Genomic DNA, 23,537 nt, shown 5'->3' on the forward strand with positions numbered 1-23,537 from the left:
GGGGACGCATTCGGGCTTGCTTTCTCGCCGTTTGGCCCGATACTGACACCAGATGCTGGTTCCGACCGAAGGGTGGTGCAGCCGTGGGGAATACCGACACCTGGGGGATTGCCGGCGCGGAGTTCCTGCAGTGGTATCTGCTTGCGGCCGTTCTCGCAGTCGCTGCGACGCTGGTGGGCAACTGGCTCGCTGCACACCGGTCCGTTCCGGCCTCATCGGCCACTCGGGTTCTCACACCACCCGAGGTGGGGGTACTCACCAGCGACATGCAGGCGGTGATGGCATCGCTCGCCATCCTGCGCGGTGCCGATGTGATCGATTCTCGGGGCGGTAGGTGCCGCACCCTGACCGATGCCGAGCGCATGCAGCTCGATGCGTTCACCCTTACGGTTCTCCAACGACTCGGCGGCGGAAAGGCCCCCCTGGTTCGTTCCAGGCTGGTGACGAATATGTCCGCTTCGTGTGCGCAACTGCGCAACGCGCTGGTCGACGAAGGCCTGATGCACGGCGCAGGCGAACGTCCCACGCTCGCCCGGGCCGTCTCCATCCTCTTCGTCGCGGCCGTCGGCATCGCACGCATCGCTGCAGGCATCGCGAACGGTAAGCCGGTGGGCTTCCTCGTCGGCATTGTCGTCGTGCTGCTCGTGGCACTTCCGTTCGCAGTTCGCCGGCCCCGTCGTACCGCCCTCGGAGACGCCGAGCTCCGACGCCTTCGCGCCGAAAACGACTACCTCTCCCCACGCTTTCGTCCGTCCTTCACCGCGTACGGTCCGTCGCGCGCCGGTATGTCGGCTGCCATCTTCGGAACGACTGCGCTGATGCTGCTCGACCCAGCGATGGCAGGTGCAATGAGTTACGAGGCCGCGCGAATAGGCGCAGCTGGATCGTTCGGCTTCGGCGGTGACAGTGGTGGCAGCGGCGGAGGAGGAGTGGGTGGCAGCGACGGAGGGGGTGGCGGCGGTGGCTGCGGCGGCGGCGGAGGGTGCGGCGGGTGACCGTGGCCGCCCTGCCCGCCGGGCTCGGAATCGGCTGGCGCTCCGAAATTTCGGGAATCATCTCGCAATTGCCGGGCCTCGCGTTCTGCGAGGTGATCGCCGAATCGATCGGTGATGATGTGCCCAGCCGCCTCACCGAGTTGGAAGTCCCCGTCGTCACGCACGGTATCGCCCTGTCGCTCGGCGGTGCCGAGCCGGTCGAGCCGCGCCGAATTGCGCACCTGGAACGTGTGTCGTCGATGCTCGGCTCACCGATCGTCAGCGAGCACATCGCCTTCGTCCGCGCCGACGGAATCGAGGCCGGGCACTTGCTTCCGGTGCCGCGGACACGCGAAGCCCTGACGGTGCTGGCTCGGAACATCACGCGGACCCAGGACGGTCTCTCCGTCCCGCTGGCCGTGGAAAACATTGCGGCACTGTTCGACTGGCCGGACGACGAGCTCACCGAGAGCGAGTTTCTCACCGAACTGGTCGAATGCACCGGCGTCACCCTGGTGCTGGATATCGCCAACGTCTACGCCAACGCACGAAACCGCAGGCGTGATCCCTGGACCGAACTGACTCGGCTGCCCCTTGATCGAATTGCTTACTGCCACATCGCCGGTGGCACCGTTCGCGACGGTCTGTACCACGACACGCACACTGCTTCCGTACCGGAGGAAGTGCTCGAGCTGCTGCGCACGTTCACCGCGGCAGGGCACCGCCCGCCGTTGATGCTCGAACGCGACGGTCGTTACCCGCCCGAGCACGAGCTGTTCGACGAACTCGATGTGATCTCCGAATCCGCAGGCCTGAAACGAATCACCCCGAACAGGCTGCTGGGTCGGACCACGTGAGCGAGAACCTGGCTCGACGACAGAAGGAGCTGATCCGCGCACTCGTCGCGGGAGACCCGCTGCCCCCGGGTTTCGATTCGGCCACCATCGACGCCACACGAACAGCTCTGCTGCGCAAGCGGGCAGCCGAGATCGCGGCTCGGTACCCGGCGGTGCCGTCGGCGCTGGGGGAGAAGTACGACGAGCTGTTTCACCGATGGGCGTCCGACCGGCCCAAGACATCCGCCGCCGCAGATGCGGAGGCCTTCTACGAGGCGATGCGTCGGGCAGGGGAGTTGGACGCGACACATCCGGCACTGCCTGGGCAGCGAATGCCCTACATGGCCGACGCCCGCAACTCACTCGTGCGCTTTCGCAGTCCGCTGCGCGGGACGTGGTTGACGTCGCTGTTCGGTGCGGCACTGCTCGTTGCGCTGCCGATCATCACGGTGACGGGGTTGCTCTCGTACAGCGCCTACGGGCCGCAGTTCGGGCAGGCCAAACCCGGTGCCGTGGGGTGGTTGCGGTTGCCGTACTTGGACTGGCCCACCGATCCTGCCTGGCTGTATCAGCTCACGCAGGGCCTGCACGTCGGGCTCGGCCTGATCATCGTGCCGCTCGTCATCGCCAAACTGTGGTCGGTGATGCCCAAACTCGTCGAACTACCACCGGTGCGATCGCCGGCGCATGCGCTCGAACGACTGTCACTGTTGGCACTGGTCGGTGGCTTGCTGTTCGAGATCGTCACCGGTGTTCTCAACATCCAGTACGACTACGTGTTCGGTTTCGACTTCTACGCCGCTCACTACTTCGGTGCCTGGGTGTTCATCTCCGGATTTCTCGTACACCTCGGTCTCAAGGTTCCGCTGATGTGGCGCACCCTGAGGGCCGAGTCGCTGATGGACGTGTTGCGCGCCAGGAACGAAGCTGCGGATCAACCGACCGACGACAACCCTCCGGCGACGATGAGTCGACGCGGCGCCATCGGATTGGTCGCTGCCGGAATGGGTTTCATTGCCGTGTTGACGGTCGGACAGACGCTCGGGGGAGTGCTGCGCAAGGCCGCGATTCTGCTGCCCCGCGGACGCTCGTACGGCGACGGCCCCAACGACTTCCAGATCAATCGAACGGCCGAAGCTGCGGGGATCACCGAGGCGCAGACCGGGACCGACTGGCAACTGACGATCAGCAGCGCAGCCGAGGACGCCGTCCCGATCGTGTTGTCCCGAGGCAGGCTGCTGTCGATGCCGCAGCGCACTGCCGAACTTCCGATCGCGTGCGTCGAAGGATGGTCAACCACACAGACGTGGACCGGTGTCCCGTTGGCCGAACTCGCTGCGCTGGCAGGCGTGCCGGCACCGCGATCGGCCGAGGTGAGCTCTCTGGAGCAGAACGGAGCCTTCACCCGTGCGGTGCTGCAGGGAAATCAAGCGGCACATCCGAACTCGTTGCTGGCCCTGAAAGTCAACGGTGTCGATCTCTCGCTCGATCACGGATTTCCCGCGCGTGTGATCGTTCCTGCCCTTCCGGGCGTCCACAACACCAAATGGGTTGCTCGCATCGTCTTCCGTTCCTGACTTTCCAAAACTGCGTGAATGGTAAACAATCTTTCATCGGTGGCCCGTGGGGTTGCCGACGAGGGCGCGTTCCCTCGCCTGGATGAGTTGCGAAGGTTTGCCACCATGCTTGCTTTGTCCAGAGGTCTCTTCGCCGCAAGTGCGGCTCTCACGCTGCTGTTCGCCGCAGGCTGTTCGTCGTCCGACGCGGGCAACGCCGTCGCCGCCGACACCACCACAGCCACCTCCGCGTCGACGTCCGCCGCTCCCAGCACCACCGACGACGTCTCGGGCCAAGAAGGCATCGACGCCGGCGGCTCGACCGACATCGATGTCGAGATCGGTCAGTGCGTCCAACTCGGCGGGACGATGACTGCCGCCACCATCGAGAACGCCGAATGCGGCAGCATGGAATCGAACTACAAGGTCATCGCCAAGGCCGAGCAGAACGAGCAGTGCCCCATCGACATCAATCAGACCTACTACGAGACGCTCGACGGAGTCGAGCAGGGCGCACTGTGCCTCGACGTCGACTGGGTTGTCGACGGCTGCATGAGCGTCCCCACCGTGGGTATGGACGAGCCCTCACGAGTCGACTGCGGCGACCCCAGCGCGACCGACGTCGAACAGGTCACCGAAATCAAGACCGGTACCGCCGATCCCAACGAATGCCCCGAAGGTGGATTTGCCTACGAATCAAGGCAATTCGTCGTCTGCACCACAACGATTTCCTAGTCGAGCTGCGCAGACTTGCCAGGGACCCTGCGTTTCATGGAGAGTGAGACAGGTCACTGAGCAGCCCCGGCGCCCGAGGAGAATCGATGACCGAGACCACTGCACCTCCGAAATGGAAGGTGGTCGGCCCCGGACTGGTGGTCGCCGCAACCGGTATCGGGGCCGCCGACCTCGTCGCAACGTTGGTGGCCGGCTCGCGCTACGGCTACGCATTGCTCTGGGTCATCATCGTCGGTGTCGTCATGAAAGTCGTTCTGGTGGAAGGTGCCGGCCGCTACACGTTGGCGTCGGGCAACACGATCTTCCAGGGCTGGCGTTCGCTGGGTAAATGGACGACGGTGTATTTCGCGCCCTACATCGTGATCTGGGGATTCGTCTACGGCGCTGCGGCAATGTCGTCGAGCGCGCTGCCGATCGTCGCGTTGTTCCCCGCGTTGGATCTCAAGGTCGTCGCCATCGCGTCCGGACTCCTCGGGTTCGCGTTGATCTGGCTGGGTAGCTACGGGTTCTTCGAAAAGATCATCACCGTCTTCGTCGGCATCATGTTCGTGACCGTGATCGGCGCTGCGGTAGTGGCGGTTCCGAACGTTCCCGCGATCGTCAAGGGCATCGTCCCCACCATTCCCGACGGCTCGATCGTGTACGTCCTCGGCCTGGCAGGTGGCGTCGGTGGCACCATCACGCTCGCCGCATACGGCTACTGGCTGCGCGAGAAAGGCTGGATCACACCGAAATTCATGCGCGTCATGCGCATCGACAATTCGATGGCCTACGTCATCTCCGGTATCTTCGTCCTCGCGATGCTCATCGTCGGCGCCGAGTTGCTGTACTCCTCGCAGATCGCGATCTCCACCGGCGATCAAGGCTTGATCCAACTCTCCGACGTGCTCGCCGACCGCTACGGCACGCTGTTCGGCTACGTGTTCCTCATCGGATTCTGGTCGGCGTCGTTCTCGTCGCTGATCGGGGTGTGGAACGGAGTGAGCCTGATGTTCGCGGACTTCGTCGGCAATCTGAAGGGCCTCGAACAGGGTCACCCGGAAACGCGAGTGGGGGGCAAGTACTTCCGCTGGTATGTCGCGTGGCTGACGTTCCCGCCCATGGCGCTGCTGTGGCTCGACCAACCGATCGGGCTCGTGCTCACGTACGGCGTGCTCGGGGCCGTGTTCATGCCGTTTCTTGCGGTGACACTGCTGATTCTGCTCAACAGCGATCGAGTGCCGAAGCAGTGGCGCAACGGCTGGTTCACCAACCTCACGCTGGGCGTCTGTGCATTCCTGTTCGCGTGGCTCGCCGTCGACCAGGTCTTGGATGCCCTCGACAAGTACGTGTACTAGTCGGTCGCTTCCAGCCGTGCCCGCAGCGTCGACTCCGTGTGCTTGATCGCCTGACCCACAACGGGTTCGACCACGGCTCCGAGCACCTTGCCTGCGATTCCGCCGGGCAGGCTGTAGCGGAACACCACATCCAGACGGGTACCGCCGTCTGCCGTGTCGGAGAACGACCACGTGGACGAGTTGGACAGGCCCTCCACCGATTCGAGCGTGAGCCTCTCGTTGTGGACCCATTCGGTGACGTGCACAACGGAGGTGAGGGCCTTCGGACCGATTTGCATCGTCGCGTCGTACGTGGCCCCGAGACCGGACAAGATGTCGCTCGTCGGCTCGAAACGGCTGATGCCGAACATCCACTGCGGGACGTTCCTGAAGTCGTCCATGTAGGCGAACGCCGCGTCGCGACTGGTCGATGCCACGGCCGAACGATTGATTTCACGCACTCGTGCACCCTAGTACACGCTACGAGGTGTTACGCATACTTTGACGGTCCGTTTCAGCGGCGTACGTACCCAGCCTGTTTGTCCACCACGTTGACCAGCACCGATCCTCTGACATAGCGCCGCAGGTTGTCCTCGAACAGCTCCCACAGACGCTCGGCGAAGTCGTCGGCGTCGCCCGCCAGATGCGCGGTGAGGATGAGGTTGTCCAAACCCCACAGCGGGCTCGTGTCCGGCAGCGGCTCTACCTCGAACACGTCGAGCACGGCCCACCCGATGACGCCGGCAGCGAGGGCGTCGCACAGGGCCTGTTCGTCGACGACAGGTCCGCGGGCGATGTTGACCAGGCCTGCATCGGAACGCATCGCCGAAAGAACCTCTGCGTCGACGAGGCCGCGCGTGGCGTCGGTCAACGGTGCCGCCAGCACGATCACGTCGTATTCGCCTGCATACGAGGACAGTTGTCGGACGTTTCGGATCCGCGAGAACTCCGAATCGCCCGGCCGCTCGGACGTTGCGGCGGCGTCGACGCGCATACCGAGCGCGCCGAGCACCCGGGCGATTTCGCGTCCGATGGAACCGGGTCCGACGACGAGAGCGGCGCGACCGTGAATACCGGTGGTACCTCTGTGCTCCCAGACCCGCTCGCGCTGTCGAGCGAGCGCTCGGGGCAGCTTCTTGACCGACGCCAGAATGCCGGCTGCGACGTACTCGGCGATCGCTCGGTCGAGGATTCCACCGGAGTTCGTCAGAATCCACGGGCCCTCGCGCAGAACTGGATCCAGCAGTCGATCGACGCCGGCACTCGACGCGTGGATCCAGCGAAGGTTCTCGGCATCGGGCCACACGGCCCGCAGATCGGCGGTCTCGAAGGTCCGAAACAACAGCACCTCGGCCCACGACACCGCGTCGGCGAGTTCATCCATCGAGCAGCGTCGGAAGTCGACTCCATCGATCGTGGGAAAGGACCTTCGGTCCGAACCACTCTCGACCACAAGCACGTTCACCACAAGACTCGCCACCTCCGTACCATGGCACCGTGCTCACCGTAGAACCCGCAACTGCCGCCGACGCAGCAACGATACTCGGACTCCGGCACGCAGCCGAGGACTGGCTGTTCGCTCGCGGCATCGATCAGTGGACGCCACGTGAGGTGCCCCTCGCCACTGTCGACGCGCAGATCGAGGCAGGAGAGTTCTACGTCGCCCGACGCGAGCCCGGCGGCCCGATTGTCGGGGCGCTGCGGTTGATCTGGGCCGATCCGGACATCTGGCCGGGCGACGGCCAGCTCGCCGGCTACGTACACGGATTGGTGATCGACAGAAGCGAGGCGGGCACCGGACTGGGCACTCAGCTGCTCGAATGGGCTGCGGGGCGGACCCGACGGGAGGGCAGATCCTTACTACGGCTGGACTGCGCCGAGACCAATGCGGAGCTGCGTGGCTACTACCTGCGACAGCGCTTCCGAGAAGTCGGCCGCCGCGAGTTCGCCGACGGCAGTTCGTGGTTCAGCGTGGCCCTGTTCGAGAAGTCGACCGATCGGTAGTGTCTCGCCCATGGGCGAAAACCGGGATCGCATGCTGCGCGGAGAGCTGTACCGAGACAACGATCCCGACCTGGTGGCGTCTCGGGTGGCGTGTGGGAAGCTGCTCGACCGATTCAACGCAACCGACGCGGACCAGGACGAACAACGACGCGAGATTCTCGGCGAGTTGCTCGGATCCTTCGGAGACGATTCGTGGATCATGCCGAGGTTCCAATGCGATTACGGCACATACATTTCCATCGGATCGAACAGTTTCCTCAACTACGACGCAATCCTGTTGGACTGCGCACCCATCACCATCGGTGACGATGTGTCGATCGGCCCACGGGCACAACTACTGACGGCGCTGCACCCCATGGAGGATCATGAGGCGCGCCGAACACGGTGGGAGAGTGCTCTTCCCATCACCATAGGGAACAACGTGTGGCTGGGCGGCGGGGTCATCGTCTGTCCGGGAGTCACGATCGGCGACAACTCGGTGATCGGTGCCGGCAGCGTCGTCACCCGCGACGTGCCGTCGCGCACCTTCGCTGCCGGCAACCCGTGTCGGGCAATCCGCGCCCTACCGTGAGATCACCGCGTGCAAGATCTTGTCGGAGTCACCGACGAGCGTGTCGACGGCCATCCTCGCACCCCACCACGTCCCCAGCCAGCCGATCGCCGCGGCCACGGGAACGGACAGGTACGCGAAGGCACCGGGGAGGAGAAATGCCAGGAGCAGACCGGGCACTACCGACAGCGCGAGTACGACCGTCGACAGCAAGATCAAGGCGAACGACCCTCCGTTGAACGACCCTCGGGTGTTCAGCGAGAAGGCCTTGGTGGGTTCGGGGACCGGGTAGGCGGCACGGACCGAGACCACGACGATGAGCCCTGCGCTGACGCCGAGCATCGACAACGTCACCGAGATGGGGACTGCCAGCCGGTGGAGTCCGAGGTCGCCGAACACTCGGACGACCGCTGTGGACACGATCGCAAAGGGTGCGGCGACTATCAGCCAGGCGATCTGTCGGCCACGGACGTCGTCACGCAGAGCCTGCGGAATCATCACCAGGTGCCACATCGAACCTCCGTCGAGGCCGTACAGGTTCGATCCCGCGCCCATCGCCATGAAGATCACCATCCAGGCACCCCATGCGGCACTGAACGGAATCGAGTCGGTCACCAACGGACCGACGCCTCCGAGCACCGCGAAGATCAGGACCGACAGCAGCTGACTTCGACGACGCATATCGCCGCGCCACAGGGCCAGCTCACGCGTCACCACCGCGCCGACACGGGTTGCACGCCAGCCGGTATCGCCGTTGCGGCCGTTCGCTGCCATCTGCTTGCGCGACGCGCCGTACGAGGCGGACACCCGTCCCTCGAAGAGCCGCAGCACAAGTCGCTGCCACGACCACACCAAGACGACGTCGAGCAGCAGCAGTCCCGCCACGACGCCGATCGCCGGCAGCCAGTTGCCGTCGAGCGCAGCATCCACCCCGGTGATTCCCCAGCTGAAGGGAATCGAATGTGCCAGCGTCAGAGGCCATGTCACTTCTCCGGTCAGCACCCGAGAGAAGTTCTGCGTGATGGGGAACTGCAGGAAGTACAGGCCGCCGAAGACCGCTCCGAACGCCAGCAGAGCGAACTCTCGACTGCGCCGACTCTTCAGTAGCTGAGACATCGCCACGGCGACCACCCTGGACGGCGTCACGAAGAGCACGACGGTCGCAGGCCATGCCACCAGGGCAAGCGGAAGAGTTGCGAGAGAACGCGACACGGCATAGATCGGGATCGACGCAGTCGCGATGGCCGTCAACGGCACCACCATGCCGAACGCCGACGTGGCCAACAACGCCCGCGCCAGGCGTGCGGGTTCCACCGACAGCATCTGGAAGTGGCGGGGCTGGATGTTGTCGTCCGAGATCCCCGAGAGTACCGGGAACAGCACCCAGCTCAGGCCCATCAGTGTCAGCCCGAGGCTCGCGGTGCCGCCGACCAATACCTGCGAGGCTCCACTGCGCGCAGACAACACACATGCCACGACCGCGACGACCAGTCCCAACAACCCGAACACGCTTTTCACCACTGCTTGCCCGCCCTTGAACTGTCTGCGGTAGAGCGTGATTCGCATCTGCAGGACGGTGCGACCGAGGGACGTCACGAGCGCATCCAGGACAGACCGTCGGGATTCTGCTCGCGAGTACCGACCAGACGAACGAAGGCGTCGTCCAGGCTTCCGCCGGCGCGGACCTCGTCCACCGTTCCCACCGCCACGACGCGGCCGCCGGTGATGACGCCGACGTGGGTGCAGAGTTGCTCGACGAGCGCCATCACGTGGCTCGACAGAATCACCGACCCGCCGGACCGGACGAACTGGACCAGAATGTTGCGGATCGTTGTGGAGGAGATGGGGTCGACCGCCTCGAAGGGCTCGTCCAGCACGAGCAGCCGAGGGCCGTGCAGCAGCGCCGAGGCCAGTCCGATCTTCTTGGTCATGCCCGCGGAGTAGTCGGCGATGACAGTTCCCCCGGCGTCGGCAAGATCCAGCGCGTCCAGCAGCTCGTCTCGACGCCGCGCGATCACGTCCTCCGGCATCGCGCGCAGTCGTCCGAAGTACGTCAGAAGCTCGTGGCCGGTGAACTGGGACGGCAGAGCCAGCCCGTCGGGCAGTACTCCGAGTAGCTCTTTCGCGGCGATGGGATCGGCCCAGACGTCTTGTCCGAACACCAGACTTCGGCCGTAGTGTGGCCTGAGCAGACCGACCGCCATGGACAGACACGTGGTCTTGCCTGCGCCGTTCGGCCCGACGAGGCCGAACATGGAACCGGGTGGAACCATCAGTGACAGGTCGTCGACTGCAACTTTGGAGCCGAAGGCCATACAGAGGTGCTCGATCAGCAGGGCAGCAGAATTCGTTTGCACAGGTAACAGACTAACCGGTATGGGCCGGTTCGTCATGCGGTACGAATCGACGACACCGGTACCATCTGGGCATGAATCGCACGGCAGTGGTCACCGGAGCTTCGTCGGGTATCGGACGCGCGGTTGCGCAGGCGCTCGTCGCCCGGGGATACCGAGTGATCGGCACCTCCCGCAAGCCGGCTTCGATGACCGACGCACAACGGGCCACCGGCGTCGAGTATCGCGCTCTCGACCTCACCGATCCCGATTCGATCCGCACCTTCGTCGCCGACCTCGGTGACGTCGACGTCCTGGTCAACAACGCCGGTGAGAGTCAGTCCGGGCCGTTCGAGGAACTGCCGACCGATGCCATCGAGCGACTCTTCCAGTTGAACGTCTTCGGCGCAGTGACGCTGTCGCAGGGCGTCATTCCCGGTATGCGCGAGCGTGGATACGGCCGCATCGTGATGGTCGGATCGATGCTGGCCAGCTTCCCGCTGGCCTATCGCTCGTCCTACGCCTCGACGAAAGCTGCCATCAAGGGCTTCTCCGATGCGGCGCGTCTGGAACTCTCGCCCTTCGGCGTGTGGATGACCACCGTCGAGCCGGGGTCGATCAACACCGGGATCAGTGAGCGACGAACCAAGTACATCGCACCGGATTCGGTCCACCGAGACGACTTCCACACCGCGATCTCATCCCTGGATCGCAAGGAAGGAACCGGCATCTCCGCCGAGGAAGTCGCTGAGGTGGTGTTGAAGGCCATCGAGGCGGACAAGCCGAAACCGTTGTACGCCAGGGGAAGCAACGCGCCGGTCGTATTTCTGGCGCGGCGGTTGCTGCCGGCGACCTTCATGGAGAAGACGATCGCGAAGATGTTCGGCCTCAAGCGGTAGCCGACCTCACCCGGCGATCGCGGCGTGCATCTCCCACACGATCACTTCGGCTCCGGTGACGGTGCTCAGCTTCTGCCCGCCGCCTCCGGAGATCCGCACGGCGTCGCCCTCGGCCAGTAGGCCGACACCCTCGAGCATCGCTTCGCCCTCGGCGACGAAGATGTGCACGAACGGCGCGTCGGGAATATCGACTGCGGGCTGTCCGGGCTGCAGACGTGCAGCATGCATGGCGGCGTACTTGTTCTTGATACGGATCGCCGCGTGGTCGGCGTGATGAGCCATCCCTGACGCCACGGGAACCAAACCACCACTGAGCAATTCACCGTCGATCTCGAGTTGTTCGTAACCCGGCGTGATGCCCTGCTCATCGGGCACAACCCACATCTGGACGAACCGAACGGGATCTCCGTGCTTGCCCGAGTACGTGCCCGCGGTCTCACCGAGTCGCCACGAGTCGTTCTTCTCCGAGTGCAGGATTCCCGTGCCTGCGCTCATGCGCTGCGCGAGACCGGGGTAGATGACGCCGGAGTGGCCCATCGAATCCTGGTGCACCAGCGAACCCTGCAGAACCCAGGTCACGATCTCCATGTCGCGGTGTGGGTGGGTGTCGAATCCCTGACCGGGAGTGACGATGTCGTCGTTGTTGACCATCAGCACGCCGTGGTGGGTGTTGCCGCGATCGAAGTGGTTGCCGAAGGAGAAGGAGTGCTTGGAATCGAGCCAGCCGATCCGCGTCTTGAAACGGTCGTCGGCCCGTCGGACGTCGAGTTGTGCTGCTGCAGCGGTCATTACGTGTGCCCTCGAATCTTCGAGTGGGTGGATGACTACAGGACGTGCGAGCCGTACATTTCACCGAGTGGATCGGCGATCAGTTCGAGGCGCGCACCGTCGGGGTCGCGGAAGTACAGCGAGACCTCGCTGTGTTCGATCAGTTCGACTCCGGCGTCGATCAGCTTGGTACGCAGGTGCTCCCACCTGGTGGGCTCGACACTGATCGCCACGTGGTGGAGGCCGCCGAGCACCTCTGCATACGGACCGACGTCGAGTCCGGGAAAGTCGAAGAATGCCAACAGGTTGCTGTTGCCGATATCGAAGAAGAAGTGGGAAGAGCCTGGGTAGTCACGGTTCTCGATGAGCTCGGTGAGCGGGAACTCGAGCACATCCTGATAGAAGCGCACTGTTGCCTCGACATCGCTGCTGACCAACGCGGTGTGATGGAGGCCGCGAGCCGACGACGCCGGCCGTTCGCCTGCCGGCTTCAGGTGCTGCCCACGAATGCGTTCCCGCTGCTCTTCGTGTTCCTGCGCGCGGCGGGTCTCTTCGGCAGTCAGTTCGTTCGTCATCGCTCCAGCCTCCGGGTCAAGTAGTTGCTTCGTCAACTACTGAGAACAGTACACCCAGTAGTTGCGTTGTCAACTACTATGGGGTCATGGACTCCCCACGGTGGCTCAGCCAGGACGAACAGCTGGCCTGGCGCGCATACCTCGACGCGACGCGGCTGCTGCTTCGCGATCTCGACAATCAGCTCACACGCGACTCCGGGATCTCGTTCACCGACTTCGAGCTGCTGGTGGTCCTCTCCGAAGCGCCCGATCGCCGACGCCGCATGAGCGAACTCGCCGACGCCGTCACCACCACTCGCAGCGGTGTCACCAGGGCCATCACCCGGCTGGTCGACTGCGGTTGGGTCCGACGCGTCAAATGCGACGACGACAAGCGAGGCATGTCAGCCGAAATCACCGAGGCCGGGCTCGGCACACTCGCCGAAGCCAGCCCCAGGCACGTCGCAGCGGTGCGCGAGAACATGTTCGACCTCGTGAACCCCAACGACCTGGACGCACTCACCCGGACGTTCTCGGCAATGCGAAACCACGCGTCGTGACGCTCACCCACATTCCCGGCGATCAACGGCATCACTGGTGGAACGAATGGCTCGATTCCAAGCAGTCCTTCCCCGCCACCGGCAACTACGATCTGGCGGCGAACGCACACGGGCTGCTGATGGTGCACAACGAGGACACCGTCTTTCCCGGTGAAGGATTCGACTCGCACGAGCACCGGAACATGGAGATCCTCACCTGGGTACTCGAGGGCACGCTCGAACACACGGACTCCGAGGGCCACAGCGGGTCGATCCGCCCCGGGCTGATTCAACGCATGAGTGCAGGGACCGGCATCCGCCACACCGAACGAAATGCGTCGAGCCTGACCAGCCGCGACAAGCTACGCGTCGTGCAGATGTGGATCCCACCCGATGCCGACGGCCGGGCGCCCTCGTACGACGAGCTCGATGTGCGCGACGAGTTGGCATCCGGCGAGCTGGTCTGCGTGGCGTCGGGAATGCCGGACACAAGCGGAATACGCATCGGCAATCGCTTTGCGGCACTGCATGTTGCGCGACTCCAGCCAGGACAGTCGATCACCGTTCCCGACGCGCCGTTCGGTCACGTCTTCGTCGCCGACGGTTCAGTGGTGTTCGAGAACATCGGCGACCTCGCCCACGGTGACGCGGTGCGACTGACCTCCACCGGCGGACACCGTGTGACAGCATCGACGGCGAGCGAAATCATGATCTGGGAAATGCACGCCACCTTCGCCTGAGGGAGTTTCGACCATGCCGACCGTCATCACCGACGATGCCGTCACCCTGAACTACCTCGACGAGGACACGGCGCCTCGGAGGCACCGACACACGGGGCGTCCATGGAGCGGCACGGACGCGATGTGGCGAACTTCCTCGCGGCCGTGGGCGTCACAGACGTCGTCCTGATCGGCGGTTCGATGGGGGCGAGCACGTGCGAGCCATCGTGTCGGTCGACCAGACGCCGAAGATGGTGAACAGTGACGACTGGTCCAGCAGATTCTACGGTCGCACCGAGGACTACCGAACGACGTTCTTCGACAATGGAATACCTGATACCGGACACGGCCTGCCCACGTGGAAGTCCGTGCCGTCGCTGCTGAAGCTCGTGCTCGCCCTACGTGCGATGCCGAAGATGGCGTCGCCCGACACTCCACCGATGAAGGCTCTGCTCGCCGATCATGCTGCGCAGGACTGGCGCTCGACCATCGCGGACACCGACAAGCCGTACCTGATGGTCGCCGGGCGTGAGAGTCAGTTCTGGCCTGCCACACACGCTTCCGAGAGCGTCGAAGGCAATTCACACGGTCGATCGGTAGTGCTGGAAAAGTGCGGTCACGCCGCGAACATGGACCGGCCGAACGAATTCAATGCGGCGATGCTGGAGTTCCTCGTTTCGATGAAGTGAGGTCAAGAGCGCCGGTGCCCGTCCAACGCCTCTGCGCACGCAACTAGATTGCGGTGCAGCACTTCTCGCTCCTGAACTGAGAGCGATGCGATCATGTCACGTTCGACGTCGGCGACGGCGGACGACGCTTGCCGTAGGCGTTCGATTCCCAGTGCCGTCACGTGCAGGCGTTGATCTCGACCGCTGCCCTCGATCTCCACCAAGCCGTCTCGAGTGAGCCCTGCCAGCAGCTGATGGGTGGCCTGCCGGCTGACGAACACCGCGCGAGCGAGCTCGGCATTGGACAGTCCCGGCTTGTGCGCGAGGAGTTCGAGGGTGGAGTACTGCGAGACGGTGATGTCGAGTTCGCGTAGACAATCGTCCATCGCCGAACGCAGGGCGGATGTGGCTCGCTTGAGGGCGTAGCCGATCGAGGTGTCGAGGTCCACTTGACTCATGTCAACATCTTGACATACATTTCTCTCGTCAAGTTCTTGACAAACCATCGAAAGGATCCGACATGACCATCTCGACCGTTTCCGGACCGAGCTTCCTCTCCCTGCAAGTTCGCGACCTCACCGCCAGTGCAGACTTCTACGAGAGCCGGCTCGGCCTTGTCCGCGCGCCCCAGGCACCCCCCGGCGCGGTGGTGTTCACAACCTCGCCCATCCCGTTCGCCGTCCGAACCCCAGCTCCCGGAACCGATCTCGACAGCGGACAGGCGGGACTCGGAGTCGCGCTGTGGCTCTCCTGCAACGACGCCGAGGCGTTGCACGAGTCACTGGTCGCCGCCGACGTACCCATCCTGGCGGCACCCTTCGACGGCCCCTTCGGAAAGACCTTCGTCCTGCAAGACCCCGACGGATACGCCGTGACCGTGCACAGCGGCTAGTACCTTCGATTCCATGCTGAACCGCCTGATCGACCGCCTGATCGAGGCAGCCAACGCGCCTCGACAAGCTGCGAAGCCGCCCGGTCCGATCCTCCTCGCGTTCACAACGATCGCCGTCGTCGCGTTGGTATGCATAGCCAGGAATTGGTGGCCGTCGCCCTACGGCGCGTTCGGATGGCTCGATCCGCTGCTCGTCGGTGCGGTAGCGGTCGTGGTGCTGCTGACCGTGGGGCTGCTCTGGGCCATTCGCGTTCTCCACGTCGTCGGTCAGGATCGACGGTGGTCGTGGTGGATCCTGCCCGCTCCGATCGTGGTTGGCCTCGGAGCGCTGCTGATCGTGGTGCTACCCGACCAGGCGATGACCGACTCCTGGCTCGACTTCGCGGTCGAGTGGAAGGACTGAGCACCCCAGCGCAGATCCGAAATAACTATTGCGCAATATTTCTTTCGGGTTATGGTTGTTGCATGAGCCCACCGCCTCCCGACAGGACGCCCCGGAAGCTGACGGACATGTCCGAGCTCAAGGCGCTGACGCATCCCATTCGACTGCGGCTGCTCTACGCGTTGCGCGCCAACAAGTCGATGACGGCGACCCAGCTCGGCGATCTGGTGGACGAGTCACCCGCCTCGATGAGCTATCACCTGCGCAAACTCGCCGAGCACGGCTTTGTCAAAGAGGTCGAGAACGGATCGGACAAGCGTCAGCGCTGGTGGTCGGAGGCCAACGAGAACGGGTTCAGCTGGTCCGAGAACGACTTCTCCGATTCGCCCGAGTCCCTGTCGATTGCCAAGGCGTCCAAGGACTCCTGGCTGACGCACCAGTGGTCTCGACTGCGTGACTTCGACCGGACGTCCGAGTCCTGGGGGCCGGAGTGGGTATCGGGTGCCTTCAGCACCGACAACGTCCTCCGCCTGACAGCAAGCGAAACTGCCGAGATGGACGCGGAACTACGTGCTGTCGTGGACAAGTGGCGTCGACACGGCGAGAACGCCACCTCGGGGGAGCGCGAGCACGTCATGGTCCTGATGCACGGATTCCCCACGACACCATAGGAGTTGGCATGTATCCATTCGATCCACACACGTACCTCTTCATGGCCGAGCAGGATCGCGATCGGCATATGCTTCTGGTCGAGCGCCGCAGACTCGCTGCTGCGCAGAAGCGCCTCCGCCGAGATGAACTCCGCGTTCAGAGGGCATGGGACGAGTTGACGGCATCGCTCGCCGATGTCTCCATGTCAGAGCGACGAGTACTCGAGCTTGCTCGACGGTGACGAAAGCCGCTTAGAAAAGCTGCTTTTCGAGCCACACCTCAGCGTAGGGTTCGCTGTTGAATGCAGGGACGTCGACATAGCCGAGCCGCGAGTACAAGCGGCGGGCCTCGACCAGATCGGCTCGGGTATCGAGTCGGATTCTGCTGCGGCCGGACTCTCGAACAAGATTCTCGATGTACCCGACCAACGATGCGCCGACGCCACCCCTCCGGCCGATCGGATCCACGAAGACACGCGTCAATTCAGCGATGTCGTCGGAGATGAAACGTGCTCCACCGCAGCCGAAGACCGACTGCTCCGCATACGCCACTACGAACGTGCCCGAAAGGCCGGCAAGGTCGTCGCTTGGCTCGTCGACCATGACTCGGAGGACTTCCTCATCGGACGCCTCCCGGCCGTAGAAGCGCCCGATGATATCGACGTTGTAGCGACGCAGAATGTCGATCGCCGGTTCCGAGGCTGGGTGAACGACGGCGAATGTGGCGGCGAGAGCCACTACTTCGCGGCGGATCGCTTCGCGAGGACCTTCGAGATGCCCAGCTGCGCAGCGACGATGATACCGCCCACGATCGCACCGATGACCGCCGACGCGAGGGTGTTGACGATCCACGCCAGCACTCCGCCGACACCGGCGACCCCGCGGACAGCTTCTTCGCCGTGGTGCACGAGTTCGTAGATGGGATGGAAGCCGAGCTCGTCGATGCCGACGAGCAGGATGTGTCCACCGACCCACAGCATCGCTGCGGTGCCGACGACCGACAGCACCGACATCACGTGGGGCATGCCCCTGACCAGGCTGCGGCCGAACTTCTCGACGAATCCGGTGGAGCCGTCGGCCAGTTTCAGACCGATGTCGTCCATCTTCACGATCAGCGCGACGACTCCGTACACGACGATCGTGATGACCACGGCGACAACCGCCAGGATGATCAGCCGGCTCCAGAAGCCCTCTGCAGCAATGGTGTCCAGCGCGATGACCATGATTTCAGCGGACAGAATCAGATCGGTGCGCACTGCTCCGGAGACAACGGTGTCCTCGTCGCGTGGCTCGTCTTCGGCGGCGGCGTGATGGTCGCCGTGGCCGAACAGTGCGCCCCAGATCTTGTGCGCGGCCTCGTAGCTCAAGTAGCAGCCGCCGAGCATCAGAATGGGCGTCAACAGCCACGGCACGAACTGACTGAGCAGCAAGGCGATCGGCAGAATGATCAGCAACTTGTTACGCAGCGAGCCCACGGCAATGCGCTTGATGATGGGGAGTTCACGTTCGGCTGCGAGACCGCGAACGTACTGCGGCGTCACCGCTGCGTCGTCGATCACGACACCGGCCGCCTTCGCCGTCGCCTTACCGGTCGCCGCACCGACATCGTCGATGGATGCCGCGGCCAAGCGGGCCAATGCGGCCACGTCGTCGAGCAGGGCTACGAGTCCGCCGGCCATCACAGACCTCCGAGTGAAGACGTATGCACGGGCTGGCTCCTTGGGCTGGGTACGACGCCGAATCCCGACGATCTACGTGTCGGAACCTTACCGCCAGAGCCGCATCGGCGAACACATACGGCGCAGATGTATGGTTTCCTATACGTATAGTGGACTATACCCAGAAGAGGAGTTGCTCATGACACTCAGATGGCTGTCGGTCTGCGCTGTCGGCCTGGCCACCGCGTCGGCGACGGCGTTGCTCGCCTGGCTCGTCTCGCCGGTTGCGCCGGGCATTTCCGCGGTGGTCTTCGGATTCACCGCACTGCCCTTCGGAGCGACGCTGGGGTGGATCCTCTTCGTCGCCCCGAAGACGGTCGAGTCCTCGTACGCGTCGGGCGAGAGCATCGAATCGCACTGGACGTCGACCGCATCGAGCGGAATGGCCACCGACCTGGTGTGCATTCTGGGCCTGACCCTCGCCGTGATCTCGATCGCGCGTGCCGAGCCACCGGCCACGCTGCTCCTGATCGGCCTGCTTCTCGCAGCGTTCGCGTCGTTCACCGCGCGGTACGCCTTCGCACGGCGTCGCGCCCTGTCCGAGTGAAGAACAGTGTTCGACGGCGTCGCGCCGAGAAGGGCTGGTCGCAGAACGAACTGGCCGAACGCATCGACGTCACCCGCCTGACGATCATCTCCATCGAGAAGGAACGATTCGACCCGAGCCTGCCCGTCGCCTTCCGCCTCGCCGCGGCCTTCGACTGCTCGATCGAGGAACTGTTCGAGCCGGAACCCAGTTGATCGCTACTGCGTGTACGAGCTCATGAAGTTACCGAGCCGCTCCAGCGCCGTTGCCAGATCGTCCACGTTGGGCAGGGTGACGAGCCGGAAGTGATCGGGCACATCCCAATTGAAGGCACGGCCGTGACTGACGAGAATCTTCTCCGACTCGAGGAGGTCGAGTACGAATTTCTCGTCGTCGACGATGCCGAAACGTTCGGTGTCGAGTTTCGGGAACATGTACAGCGCACCCGCGGCCTGGACACAGCTGATTCCGTCGATCGAGTTGAGCATGCGATGCGCCAGGTCACGCTGCGCGGTCAGCCTGCCCGCCGGGAGCAGCAGATCCTCGATCGACTGCCTGCCGCCGAGCGCGGTCTGTATCGCGTGTTGCGCCGGCACATTCGCGCACATGCGCATGTTGGACAGCAGGGTGATGCCCTCGATGAAACTCGTCGCACGTCGACGCGGGCCCGTGATCGCCAGCCATCCGGCACGAAATCCGCACACCCGGTATGCCTTCGACAGACCCGAGTACGTCAGGCACAGAACATCTTTCCCGGTCAGAGTGGCAAGATTCGTCATCACTGCCCCGTCATAGACGATCTTCTCGTAGATCTCGTCGGCGAGCAGAATCAGATCGTGCTTGCGGGCCAGATCGACGAATCGCTCGAGCGCCTCGCGTGGGTACACCGCTCCAGTAGGGTTGTTGGGGTTGATCACCACGATCGCGCGGGTGCGGGGTGTGATCTTGGCATCGAGGTCCGCGAAGTCCGGGGCCCAGTCCTGGCTTTCGTCGGCCAGATAATGGACGGGTACGCCACCGGCCAGGGCCACCGAGCCGGTCCACAGCGGATAGTCGGGCGACGGGATCAGTATTTCGTCTTCCGGATTGCACAACGCCTGCATCGTCATGGTGATCAGTTCCGATACCCCGTTGCCGAGGTAGACGTCGCCGACGTCGAGATCGGTCAGGCCCCTGGTCTGGTAGTACTGGACCACAGCTGTGCGCGCGGAGAACAAGCCCCGGGAGTCCGAATAGCCCTGTGCGGTGGGAAGGTTGCGGATCATCGCCATCATGATCTCGTCCGGTGCCTCGAAACCGAACGGCGCAGGATTACCGACGTTGAGTCGCAGGATCGCGTGCCCCTGCTCCTCGAGTTCTTCGGTCTTGTCCAGGATGCGTCCACGAATGTCGTAGCGAACGTTCTCGAGCTTGCGCGCCTGATCGATCGATTTCATCATTTCGAACACTCCTCCTGCCGAACGGTCGGCGACATCCGGGTCCGGACCGCCACTGTTGCACACACGATGACGGCCGCTCCACCCACGAGCACCGGCCACGTCAAGCCCTCGCGCAGGATGATCGCGGCCCAGCAGATGGTCAGCACAGGTTGGATCAACTGGACCTGGCTGACGCTGGACATCGGACCGATCGCCAGTCCCCGGTACCAGGCGAAGAACCCGAGGTACATGCTCACCACCGCCAGGTAGCCGAAGGCGGCCCACTCGGATGCCCCTGCCGTCGACGGTTGCTGCCACCACGCGAGCGCGGCCAACGCTCCGGTGACCGGTACGGACACGACCAGCGCCCACGACACCGTCTGCCACGCACCGAGTTCTCGCGACAACAGGCCGCCCTCGGCGTATCCCACCGCTGCGGCGACCACTGCTCCGAGCAGCAACAGATCCGACCACTGCAACCCGGTCGACTGTCCGCCTTGCACGGCAGCGAACCCGACCGCGACGGCGGCGCCCACACCTGCGACCACCCAGAACATCGGCCGGACCGGTTGCCGTTCGCGAACGATCGCAGTGGCGGCGGTGGCGGCCGGAAGCAATGCGATGACGACTGCACTGTGACCCGCCGATGCTGTGGTGAGGGCGTACGAGGTGAGCACCGGGAAGCCGATGACAACACCGGCCGCGATCACCGCGAGCCGAATCCACTGCCGCCCCTGCGGGAGTCGTTGCCCGGTGGCGGCGAGCGCTAACCCGGCCAACGCGGCGGCGACCACAGCGCGACCGCAGCCGACGAAAAGCGGGGACAGGCCTCCGGTGACGGCGACGCGGGTCAGCGGCACCGTGAACGAGAACGCCGTGACGCCCGCCAGGCCCCAGAGCAGTCCGGCGCGGGATAGCAGACCTGCCCCAGACCGAGTAGCGCTACTATGCTGTGTCATGTCCGACGATAGCAGCTCCAGGATCGTGTTCGCACTGAGAACCTGGATTGCGACTGCGCCACCGGAAGCCCGGCTGCCGTCCACTCGCGCCCTGGTTGCCGAGCATTCGGCCAGTCCGGTCACGGTGCAGAAGGCTCTCCGCACACTCATCGCGCAGGGCGTCATCGAAAGTCGGCCTGGCGTCGGCACATTCGTCAGGACGGTGCGCACGGCCCGCCCCAACGATTACGGATGGCAGACTGCGGCGCTGGGGGCACCGGACAATCGACTGCAACTCCCGGCGGCCCTGCAGTCGACATCGAGCGATGTGATCGCCTTGCATTCGGGCTATCCGGCCCGAGAGTTGTTGCCGGAAAGGCTTGTTCATGCCGCCTTCACGCGCGCCTCCCGCACCGACTCTGTGATCGCCCGACCACCCACCGCGGGTCTGCCGGAACTGCGGGCCTGGTTCGCTGCCGAGTTGGGGGCGTCGACACCGTCGGGCATCACGCCACCGTCGGCCAGTGACGTCGTCATCATCCCCGGCAGCCAGACCGGACTCAGCACTGCATTTCGGGCGCTCGTCGGTGCCGGGCGGCCGTTGCTCATGGAGTCCCCGACGTACTGGGGCGCGATCCTTGCTGCCACGCAGGCAGGTGTCCGCGTCGTACCGATACCCAGCGGCGTCGACGGCCCGGACCCCGACGCGCTCGCACGGGCATTCGCGCACACCGGCGCTCGGGCGTTCTATGCCCAACCGACATTCGCCAGCCCCACTGGGGCACAGTGGTCGACCGCATTGTCCGAGCAGGTCCTCGCCACTGTTCGACGCCACGGCGCGTTTCTGATCGAGGACGACTCGGCCCACGATTTCGGCATCACGTCCGATCCGAATCCGCTGGCCGCACGAGACGATGCAGGGCATGTCGTTTACCTTCGCTCACTCACCAAGACGGTGTCACCCTCGGTTCGCCTGGCAGGCCTGATCGCTCGCGGGCCCGCGCACGAGCGCATCCTCGCCGATACGGGAGCCGAATCGATGTACGTCAGCGGGATTCTGCAATCCGTCGCCTTGGACGTCGTCACTCAACCTGCCTGGCGAACCCACCTGCGGCGGTTGCGCACTCAGCTGGCGTCACGTCGAGACTTGTTGGCGAACAGCCTCATCGAGTTCGCACCGCGTGGCCATCTCGACGCGGTGCCTCGCGGTGGACTCAATCTCTGGATGCGTCTGCGCGACGATGCTGATCTGGAACGCATTGTGCAGGAATGTAAGTCGGCGGGTGTGATCGTCGGGGCCGGAGACGACTACTTTCCCGCCGAACCCGCCGGAAAGTACCTTCGACTCAACTACGCGGGCCCCAACCCCGGCGAGTTCGCCGACGCGGCGCGCACCATCGGATCGATCATCTGAGACCGTGGGAGGCATCGGCCTGCACCGAGTTCACTGGACCGCATCGGATGTCCCACTCAGGTGGCGGAGCATATCGGCACGCGTGATGGCGAGCATCGCGTCGAGCATCGGTTGGTCGACGATGCGTCGTTGCCGCAGTGAGACAGCACCGTTCATCGCCGCCCACGCGTTCAAGACCAGAGTGCGAGGATCGACGTCGGACCCGGCGTCCGTCACTGCGTGCGTCACCGAATCGATGAGCCCACCGAGCGCCCTGTCGATCTTGGCCTTGGCCGCGCCGACCGTTTCGGACTCGGACTTGTCCACGTCGGTCAACCCCAGCAGTCGCAGCGCCAGCGGACTACCGCGATGGAATGCGATGTACCGATCGAGGAACTCGGCAACCACACGGACGGGGTCGACCGCGTCGACGGGTGCAGACATTTGCTCGACGTGAGTGAGCGCTGTTCGCCACGCCAGTGCCGCATAGACGTCGACCTTGCCTGCGCCGAAGTTGGCGTAGATCGAACTCACTGCCACATCTGCTGTTGCAGCGAGCATCTCGATTGTCGTGCCGCGATAGCCGTGCCTCAGGAAAAGCGTCCGACCGGCGTCGAGCACAGCATTGTGGGTTCGACGCTTCCGCTTGTCGGTGGGGGTTTCCAAGACCATGAACTTATCGTACTCTGATTCCGATATCGGAATCCAATTACGATAGAGGGGTAGCGATGACAGCCGACGAAGCACAGGCACCGGCCAGCGGAAGCGCGGCCATGGCCATGTTTCTCCCGCAATCACCGTTCGTGCAGCAACTGGGAATCGAGCTCATCGACATCGACGAGGGGGCAGCTCGACTGCGACTGCCGTACCGCGACGAGCTGTCCACCGTCGGCCAGATGCTGCACGGTGGCGTGATCGCCGGCTGCATCGATATCGGGATCATGACCGCCGCATGGGCCGGATCCGCAGTTCCCGAGAAACTTCGGGGCGTCACGGTCTCCATGTCTGTGCAGTTCATGGAGCCGGTGTACGCCGAGGGGATCGATATCGTCGGCACTCGAATGCACGCGGGCCGGAGCCTGAAGACGTGCCGAGTCGACATCGTCGGGACCGAATCCGGCCGCCTCGTCGCGACCGGAACCGGTACGTACAAAGTCGGCTGAACACTG

32 protein-coding genes are annotated in these 23,537 nt (G+C 64.2%); 20 read left to right on the top strand and 12 right to left on the bottom strand.

Annotated features, from left to right (window positions below; all coding sequences use genetic code 11):
- The first annotated feature begins 83 nt into the window (after positions 1 to 83).
- The 5 genes from R4P57_RS04980 to R4P57_RS05000 all read left to right on the top strand — a co-directional run bounded on the left by R4P57_RS04980 (position 84) and on the right by R4P57_RS05000 (position 5,438).
- Positions 84 to 995 carry a TIGR04222 domain-containing membrane protein gene (locus R4P57_RS04980; RefSeq protein ID WP_317801765.1) on the top strand — a complete coding sequence of 304 codons (912 nt, stop codon included), beginning with the start codon at positions 84 to 86 and terminating at the stop codon, positions 993 to 995.
- Positions 983 to 1,831 (top strand): DUF692 domain-containing protein, encoded by an 849-nt coding sequence (locus tag R4P57_RS04985; protein ID WP_411742302.1) that lies wholly within the window; start codon positions 983 to 985, stop codon positions 1,829 to 1,831. Before R4P57_RS04980 ends, R4P57_RS04985 begins: the two co-directional genes overlap by 13 nt.
- Positions 1,832 to 2,142: 311 nt before the next feature.
- The gene (locus R4P57_RS04990) at positions 2,143 to 3,387 is read left to right on the top strand and encodes a molybdopterin-dependent oxidoreductase (protein WP_317802300.1); all 1,245 of its coding nucleotides are present in this window, start codon (positions 2,143 to 2,145) and stop codon (positions 3,385 to 3,387) included.
- A gap of 105 nt (positions 3,388 to 3,492) precedes the next feature.
- Positions 3,493 to 4,101, top strand: coding sequence for a hypothetical protein (locus R4P57_RS04995; RefSeq protein WP_317801767.1), 609 nt, complete (start codon positions 3,493 to 3,495; stop codon positions 4,099 to 4,101).
- Between the two features lie 86 nt (positions 4,102 to 4,187).
- Positions 4,188 to 5,438, top strand: a complete 1,251-nt coding sequence (locus R4P57_RS05000) for an Nramp family divalent metal transporter (protein ID WP_317801768.1) — start codon at positions 4,188 to 4,190, stop codon at positions 5,436 to 5,438.
- Here R4P57_RS05000 and R4P57_RS05005 read toward each other — a convergent pair.
- Entirely contained in the window at positions 5,435 to 5,878 is a 444-nt protein-coding gene (locus tag R4P57_RS05005; RefSeq protein ID WP_317801769.1) for an SRPBCC family protein, read from the bottom strand. The genes R4P57_RS05000 and R4P57_RS05005 overlap by 4 nt on opposite strands.
- 53 nt (positions 5,879 to 5,931) lie before the next feature.
- Positions 5,932 to 6,801, bottom strand: coding sequence for a D-2-hydroxyacid dehydrogenase (locus R4P57_RS05010; protein WP_317801770.1), 870 nt, complete (start codon positions 6,799 to 6,801; stop codon positions 5,932 to 5,934).
- 113 nt (positions 6,802 to 6,914) lie between these two features.
- Here R4P57_RS05010 and R4P57_RS05015 point away from each other — a divergent pair, with 113 nt between their 5' ends.
- Positions 6,915 to 7,421, top strand: a complete 507-nt coding sequence (locus tag R4P57_RS05015) for a GNAT family N-acetyltransferase (protein WP_317801771.1) — start codon at positions 6,915 to 6,917, stop codon at positions 7,419 to 7,421.
- 10 nt (positions 7,422 to 7,431) lie between these two features.
- The gene (locus R4P57_RS05020) at positions 7,432 to 7,992 is read left to right on the top strand and encodes a sugar O-acetyltransferase (protein ID WP_317801772.1); all 561 of its coding nucleotides are present in this window, start codon (positions 7,432 to 7,434) and stop codon (positions 7,990 to 7,992) included.
- On the opposite strand, the gene R4P57_RS05025 is transcribed toward R4P57_RS05020, so the two are convergent.
- Complete coding sequence (locus R4P57_RS05025; RefSeq protein ID WP_317801773.1) at positions 7,984 to 9,567, bottom strand: ABC transporter permease; 1,584 nt, start codon at positions 9,565 to 9,567, stop codon at positions 7,984 to 7,986. The genes R4P57_RS05020 and R4P57_RS05025 overlap by 9 nt on opposite strands.
- Entirely contained in the window at positions 9,564 to 10,364 is an 801-nt protein-coding gene (locus tag R4P57_RS05030) for an ABC transporter ATP-binding protein (protein WP_411742303.1), read from the bottom strand. Before R4P57_RS05030 ends, R4P57_RS05025 begins: the two co-directional genes overlap by 4 nt.
- A 35-nt stretch (positions 10,365 to 10,399) precedes the next feature.
- Between R4P57_RS05030 and R4P57_RS05035 the strand changes: the two genes are divergently transcribed.
- Positions 10,400 to 11,203, top strand: coding sequence for an SDR family oxidoreductase (locus tag R4P57_RS05035; RefSeq protein WP_317801774.1), 804 nt, complete (start codon positions 10,400 to 10,402; stop codon positions 11,201 to 11,203).
- A 6-nt stretch (positions 11,204 to 11,209) separates the two neighbouring features.
- On the opposite strand, the gene R4P57_RS05040 is transcribed toward R4P57_RS05035, so the two are convergent.
- Positions 11,210 to 11,992 carry a pirin family protein gene (locus R4P57_RS05040; RefSeq protein ID WP_317801775.1) on the bottom strand — a complete coding sequence of 261 codons (783 nt, stop codon included), beginning with the start codon at positions 11,990 to 11,992 and terminating at the stop codon, positions 11,210 to 11,212.
- A 35-nt stretch (positions 11,993 to 12,027) separates the two neighbouring features.
- On the bottom strand, positions 12,028 to 12,546 hold the full coding sequence (locus R4P57_RS05045; RefSeq protein ID WP_317801776.1) for a VOC family protein: 519 nt from the start codon (positions 12,544 to 12,546) through the stop codon (positions 12,028 to 12,030).
- A gap of 86 nt (positions 12,547 to 12,632) precedes the next feature.
- Between R4P57_RS05045 and R4P57_RS05050 the strand changes: the two genes are divergently transcribed.
- From R4P57_RS05050 to R4P57_RS05060, 4 genes are all read left to right on the top strand, one after another.
- Positions 12,633 to 13,085, top strand: coding sequence for a MarR family winged helix-turn-helix transcriptional regulator (locus R4P57_RS05050; protein WP_317801777.1), 453 nt, complete (start codon positions 12,633 to 12,635; stop codon positions 13,083 to 13,085).
- Positions 13,082 to 13,804: a pirin family protein gene (locus R4P57_RS05055; RefSeq protein WP_317801778.1), complete on the top strand. Its 723-nt coding sequence runs from the start codon at positions 13,082 to 13,084 to the stop codon at positions 13,802 to 13,804. Before R4P57_RS05050 ends, R4P57_RS05055 begins: the two co-directional genes overlap by 4 nt.
- A gap of 102 nt (positions 13,805 to 13,906) precedes the next feature.
- Positions 13,907 to 14,041: an alpha/beta fold hydrolase gene (locus R4P57_RS26785; protein ID WP_411742304.1), complete on the top strand. Its 135-nt coding sequence runs from the start codon at positions 13,907 to 13,909 to the stop codon at positions 14,039 to 14,041.
- Positions 13,999 to 14,472: an alpha/beta hydrolase gene (locus tag R4P57_RS05060; protein WP_317801779.1), complete on the top strand. Its 474-nt coding sequence runs from the start codon at positions 13,999 to 14,001 to the stop codon at positions 14,470 to 14,472. Before R4P57_RS26785 ends, R4P57_RS05060 begins: the two co-directional genes overlap by 43 nt.
- Positions 14,473 to 14,474: 2 nt before the next feature.
- Here the strand turns inward: R4P57_RS05060 and R4P57_RS05065 are convergent, their stop codons facing one another.
- Entirely contained in the window at positions 14,475 to 14,909 is a 435-nt protein-coding gene (locus R4P57_RS05065) for a MarR family winged helix-turn-helix transcriptional regulator (protein WP_317801780.1), read from the bottom strand.
- Positions 14,910 to 14,971: 62 nt separating this feature from the next.
- Between R4P57_RS05065 and R4P57_RS05070 the strand changes: the two genes are divergently transcribed.
- From R4P57_RS05070 to R4P57_RS05085, 4 genes are all read left to right on the top strand, one after another.
- Positions 14,972 to 15,343 (top strand): VOC family protein, encoded by a 372-nt coding sequence (locus tag R4P57_RS05070; RefSeq protein WP_317801781.1) that lies wholly within the window; start codon positions 14,972 to 14,974, stop codon positions 15,341 to 15,343.
- 13 nt (positions 15,344 to 15,356) lie between these two features.
- Entirely contained in the window at positions 15,357 to 15,746 is a 390-nt protein-coding gene (locus R4P57_RS05075) for a hypothetical protein (RefSeq protein ID WP_317801782.1), read from the top strand.
- Positions 15,747 to 15,808: 62 nt separating this feature from the next.
- The gene (locus tag R4P57_RS05080; RefSeq protein WP_317801783.1) at positions 15,809 to 16,396 is read left to right on the top strand and encodes a helix-turn-helix domain-containing protein; all 588 of its coding nucleotides are present in this window, start codon (positions 15,809 to 15,811) and stop codon (positions 16,394 to 16,396) included.
- Between the two features lie 8 nt (positions 16,397 to 16,404).
- Complete coding sequence (locus R4P57_RS05085) at positions 16,405 to 16,617, top strand: hypothetical protein (RefSeq protein WP_317801784.1); 213 nt, start codon at positions 16,405 to 16,407, stop codon at positions 16,615 to 16,617.
- A 10-nt stretch (positions 16,618 to 16,627) separates the two neighbouring features.
- On the opposite strand, the gene R4P57_RS05090 is transcribed toward R4P57_RS05085, so the two are convergent.
- Positions 16,628 to 17,113 (bottom strand): GNAT family N-acetyltransferase, encoded by a 486-nt coding sequence (locus R4P57_RS05090; protein WP_317801785.1) that lies wholly within the window; start codon positions 17,111 to 17,113, stop codon positions 16,628 to 16,630.
- Entirely contained in the window at positions 17,113 to 18,054 is a 942-nt protein-coding gene (locus R4P57_RS05095) for a DUF808 domain-containing protein (RefSeq protein ID WP_317801786.1), read from the bottom strand. The genes R4P57_RS05090 and R4P57_RS05095 overlap by 1 nt, the downstream gene beginning before the upstream one ends.
- Before the next feature lie 178 nt (positions 18,055 to 18,232).
- Here R4P57_RS05095 and R4P57_RS05100 point away from each other — a divergent pair, with 178 nt between their 5' ends.
- Entirely contained in the window at positions 18,233 to 18,640 is a 408-nt protein-coding gene (locus tag R4P57_RS05100; RefSeq protein ID WP_317801787.1) for a hypothetical protein, read from the top strand.
- Complete coding sequence (locus R4P57_RS05105; protein ID WP_317801788.1) at positions 18,637 to 18,834, top strand: helix-turn-helix transcriptional regulator; 198 nt, start codon at positions 18,637 to 18,639, stop codon at positions 18,832 to 18,834. The genes R4P57_RS05100 and R4P57_RS05105 overlap by 4 nt, the downstream gene beginning before the upstream one ends.
- A gap of 3 nt (positions 18,835 to 18,837) precedes the next feature.
- Here the strand turns inward: R4P57_RS05105 and R4P57_RS05110 are convergent, their stop codons facing one another.
- Together R4P57_RS05110 and R4P57_RS05115 are read right to left on the bottom strand one after the other, a co-directional pair.
- On the bottom strand, positions 18,838 to 20,058 hold the full coding sequence (locus R4P57_RS05110; protein ID WP_317801789.1) for a pyridoxal phosphate-dependent aminotransferase: 1,221 nt from the start codon (positions 20,056 to 20,058) through the stop codon (positions 18,838 to 18,840).
- On the bottom strand, positions 20,055 to 20,996 hold the full coding sequence (locus R4P57_RS05115) for a DMT family transporter (RefSeq protein WP_317801790.1): 942 nt from the start codon (positions 20,994 to 20,996) through the stop codon (positions 20,055 to 20,057). The genes R4P57_RS05110 and R4P57_RS05115 overlap by 4 nt, the downstream gene beginning before the upstream one ends.
- On the opposite strand from R4P57_RS05115, the gene R4P57_RS05120 reads away from it, so the two are divergent.
- Positions 20,995 to 22,389 (top strand): PLP-dependent aminotransferase family protein, encoded by a 1,395-nt coding sequence (locus tag R4P57_RS05120; RefSeq protein ID WP_317801791.1) that lies wholly within the window; start codon positions 20,995 to 20,997, stop codon positions 22,387 to 22,389. The two genes, R4P57_RS05115 and R4P57_RS05120, sit on opposite strands and share 2 nt — an antisense overlap.
- 30 nt (positions 22,390 to 22,419) lie before the next feature.
- Here R4P57_RS05120 and R4P57_RS05125 read toward each other — a convergent pair whose 3' ends face one another.
- Positions 22,420 to 23,040, bottom strand: a complete 621-nt coding sequence (locus R4P57_RS05125; protein WP_317801792.1) for a TetR/AcrR family transcriptional regulator — start codon at positions 23,038 to 23,040, stop codon at positions 22,420 to 22,422.
- A gap of 56 nt (positions 23,041 to 23,096) precedes the next feature.
- On the opposite strand from R4P57_RS05125, the gene R4P57_RS05130 reads away from it, so the two are divergent.
- Complete coding sequence (locus tag R4P57_RS05130; RefSeq protein WP_317801793.1) at positions 23,097 to 23,531, top strand: PaaI family thioesterase; 435 nt, start codon at positions 23,097 to 23,099, stop codon at positions 23,529 to 23,531.
- Positions 23,532 to 23,537: the final 6 nt, after the last annotated feature.

Origin of the sequence: Rhodococcus sp. IEGM 1330 (assembly GCF_033142445.1) — a bacterium.
Lineage (GTDB): Bacteria > Actinomycetota > Actinomycetes > Mycobacteriales > Mycobacteriaceae > Rhodococcoides.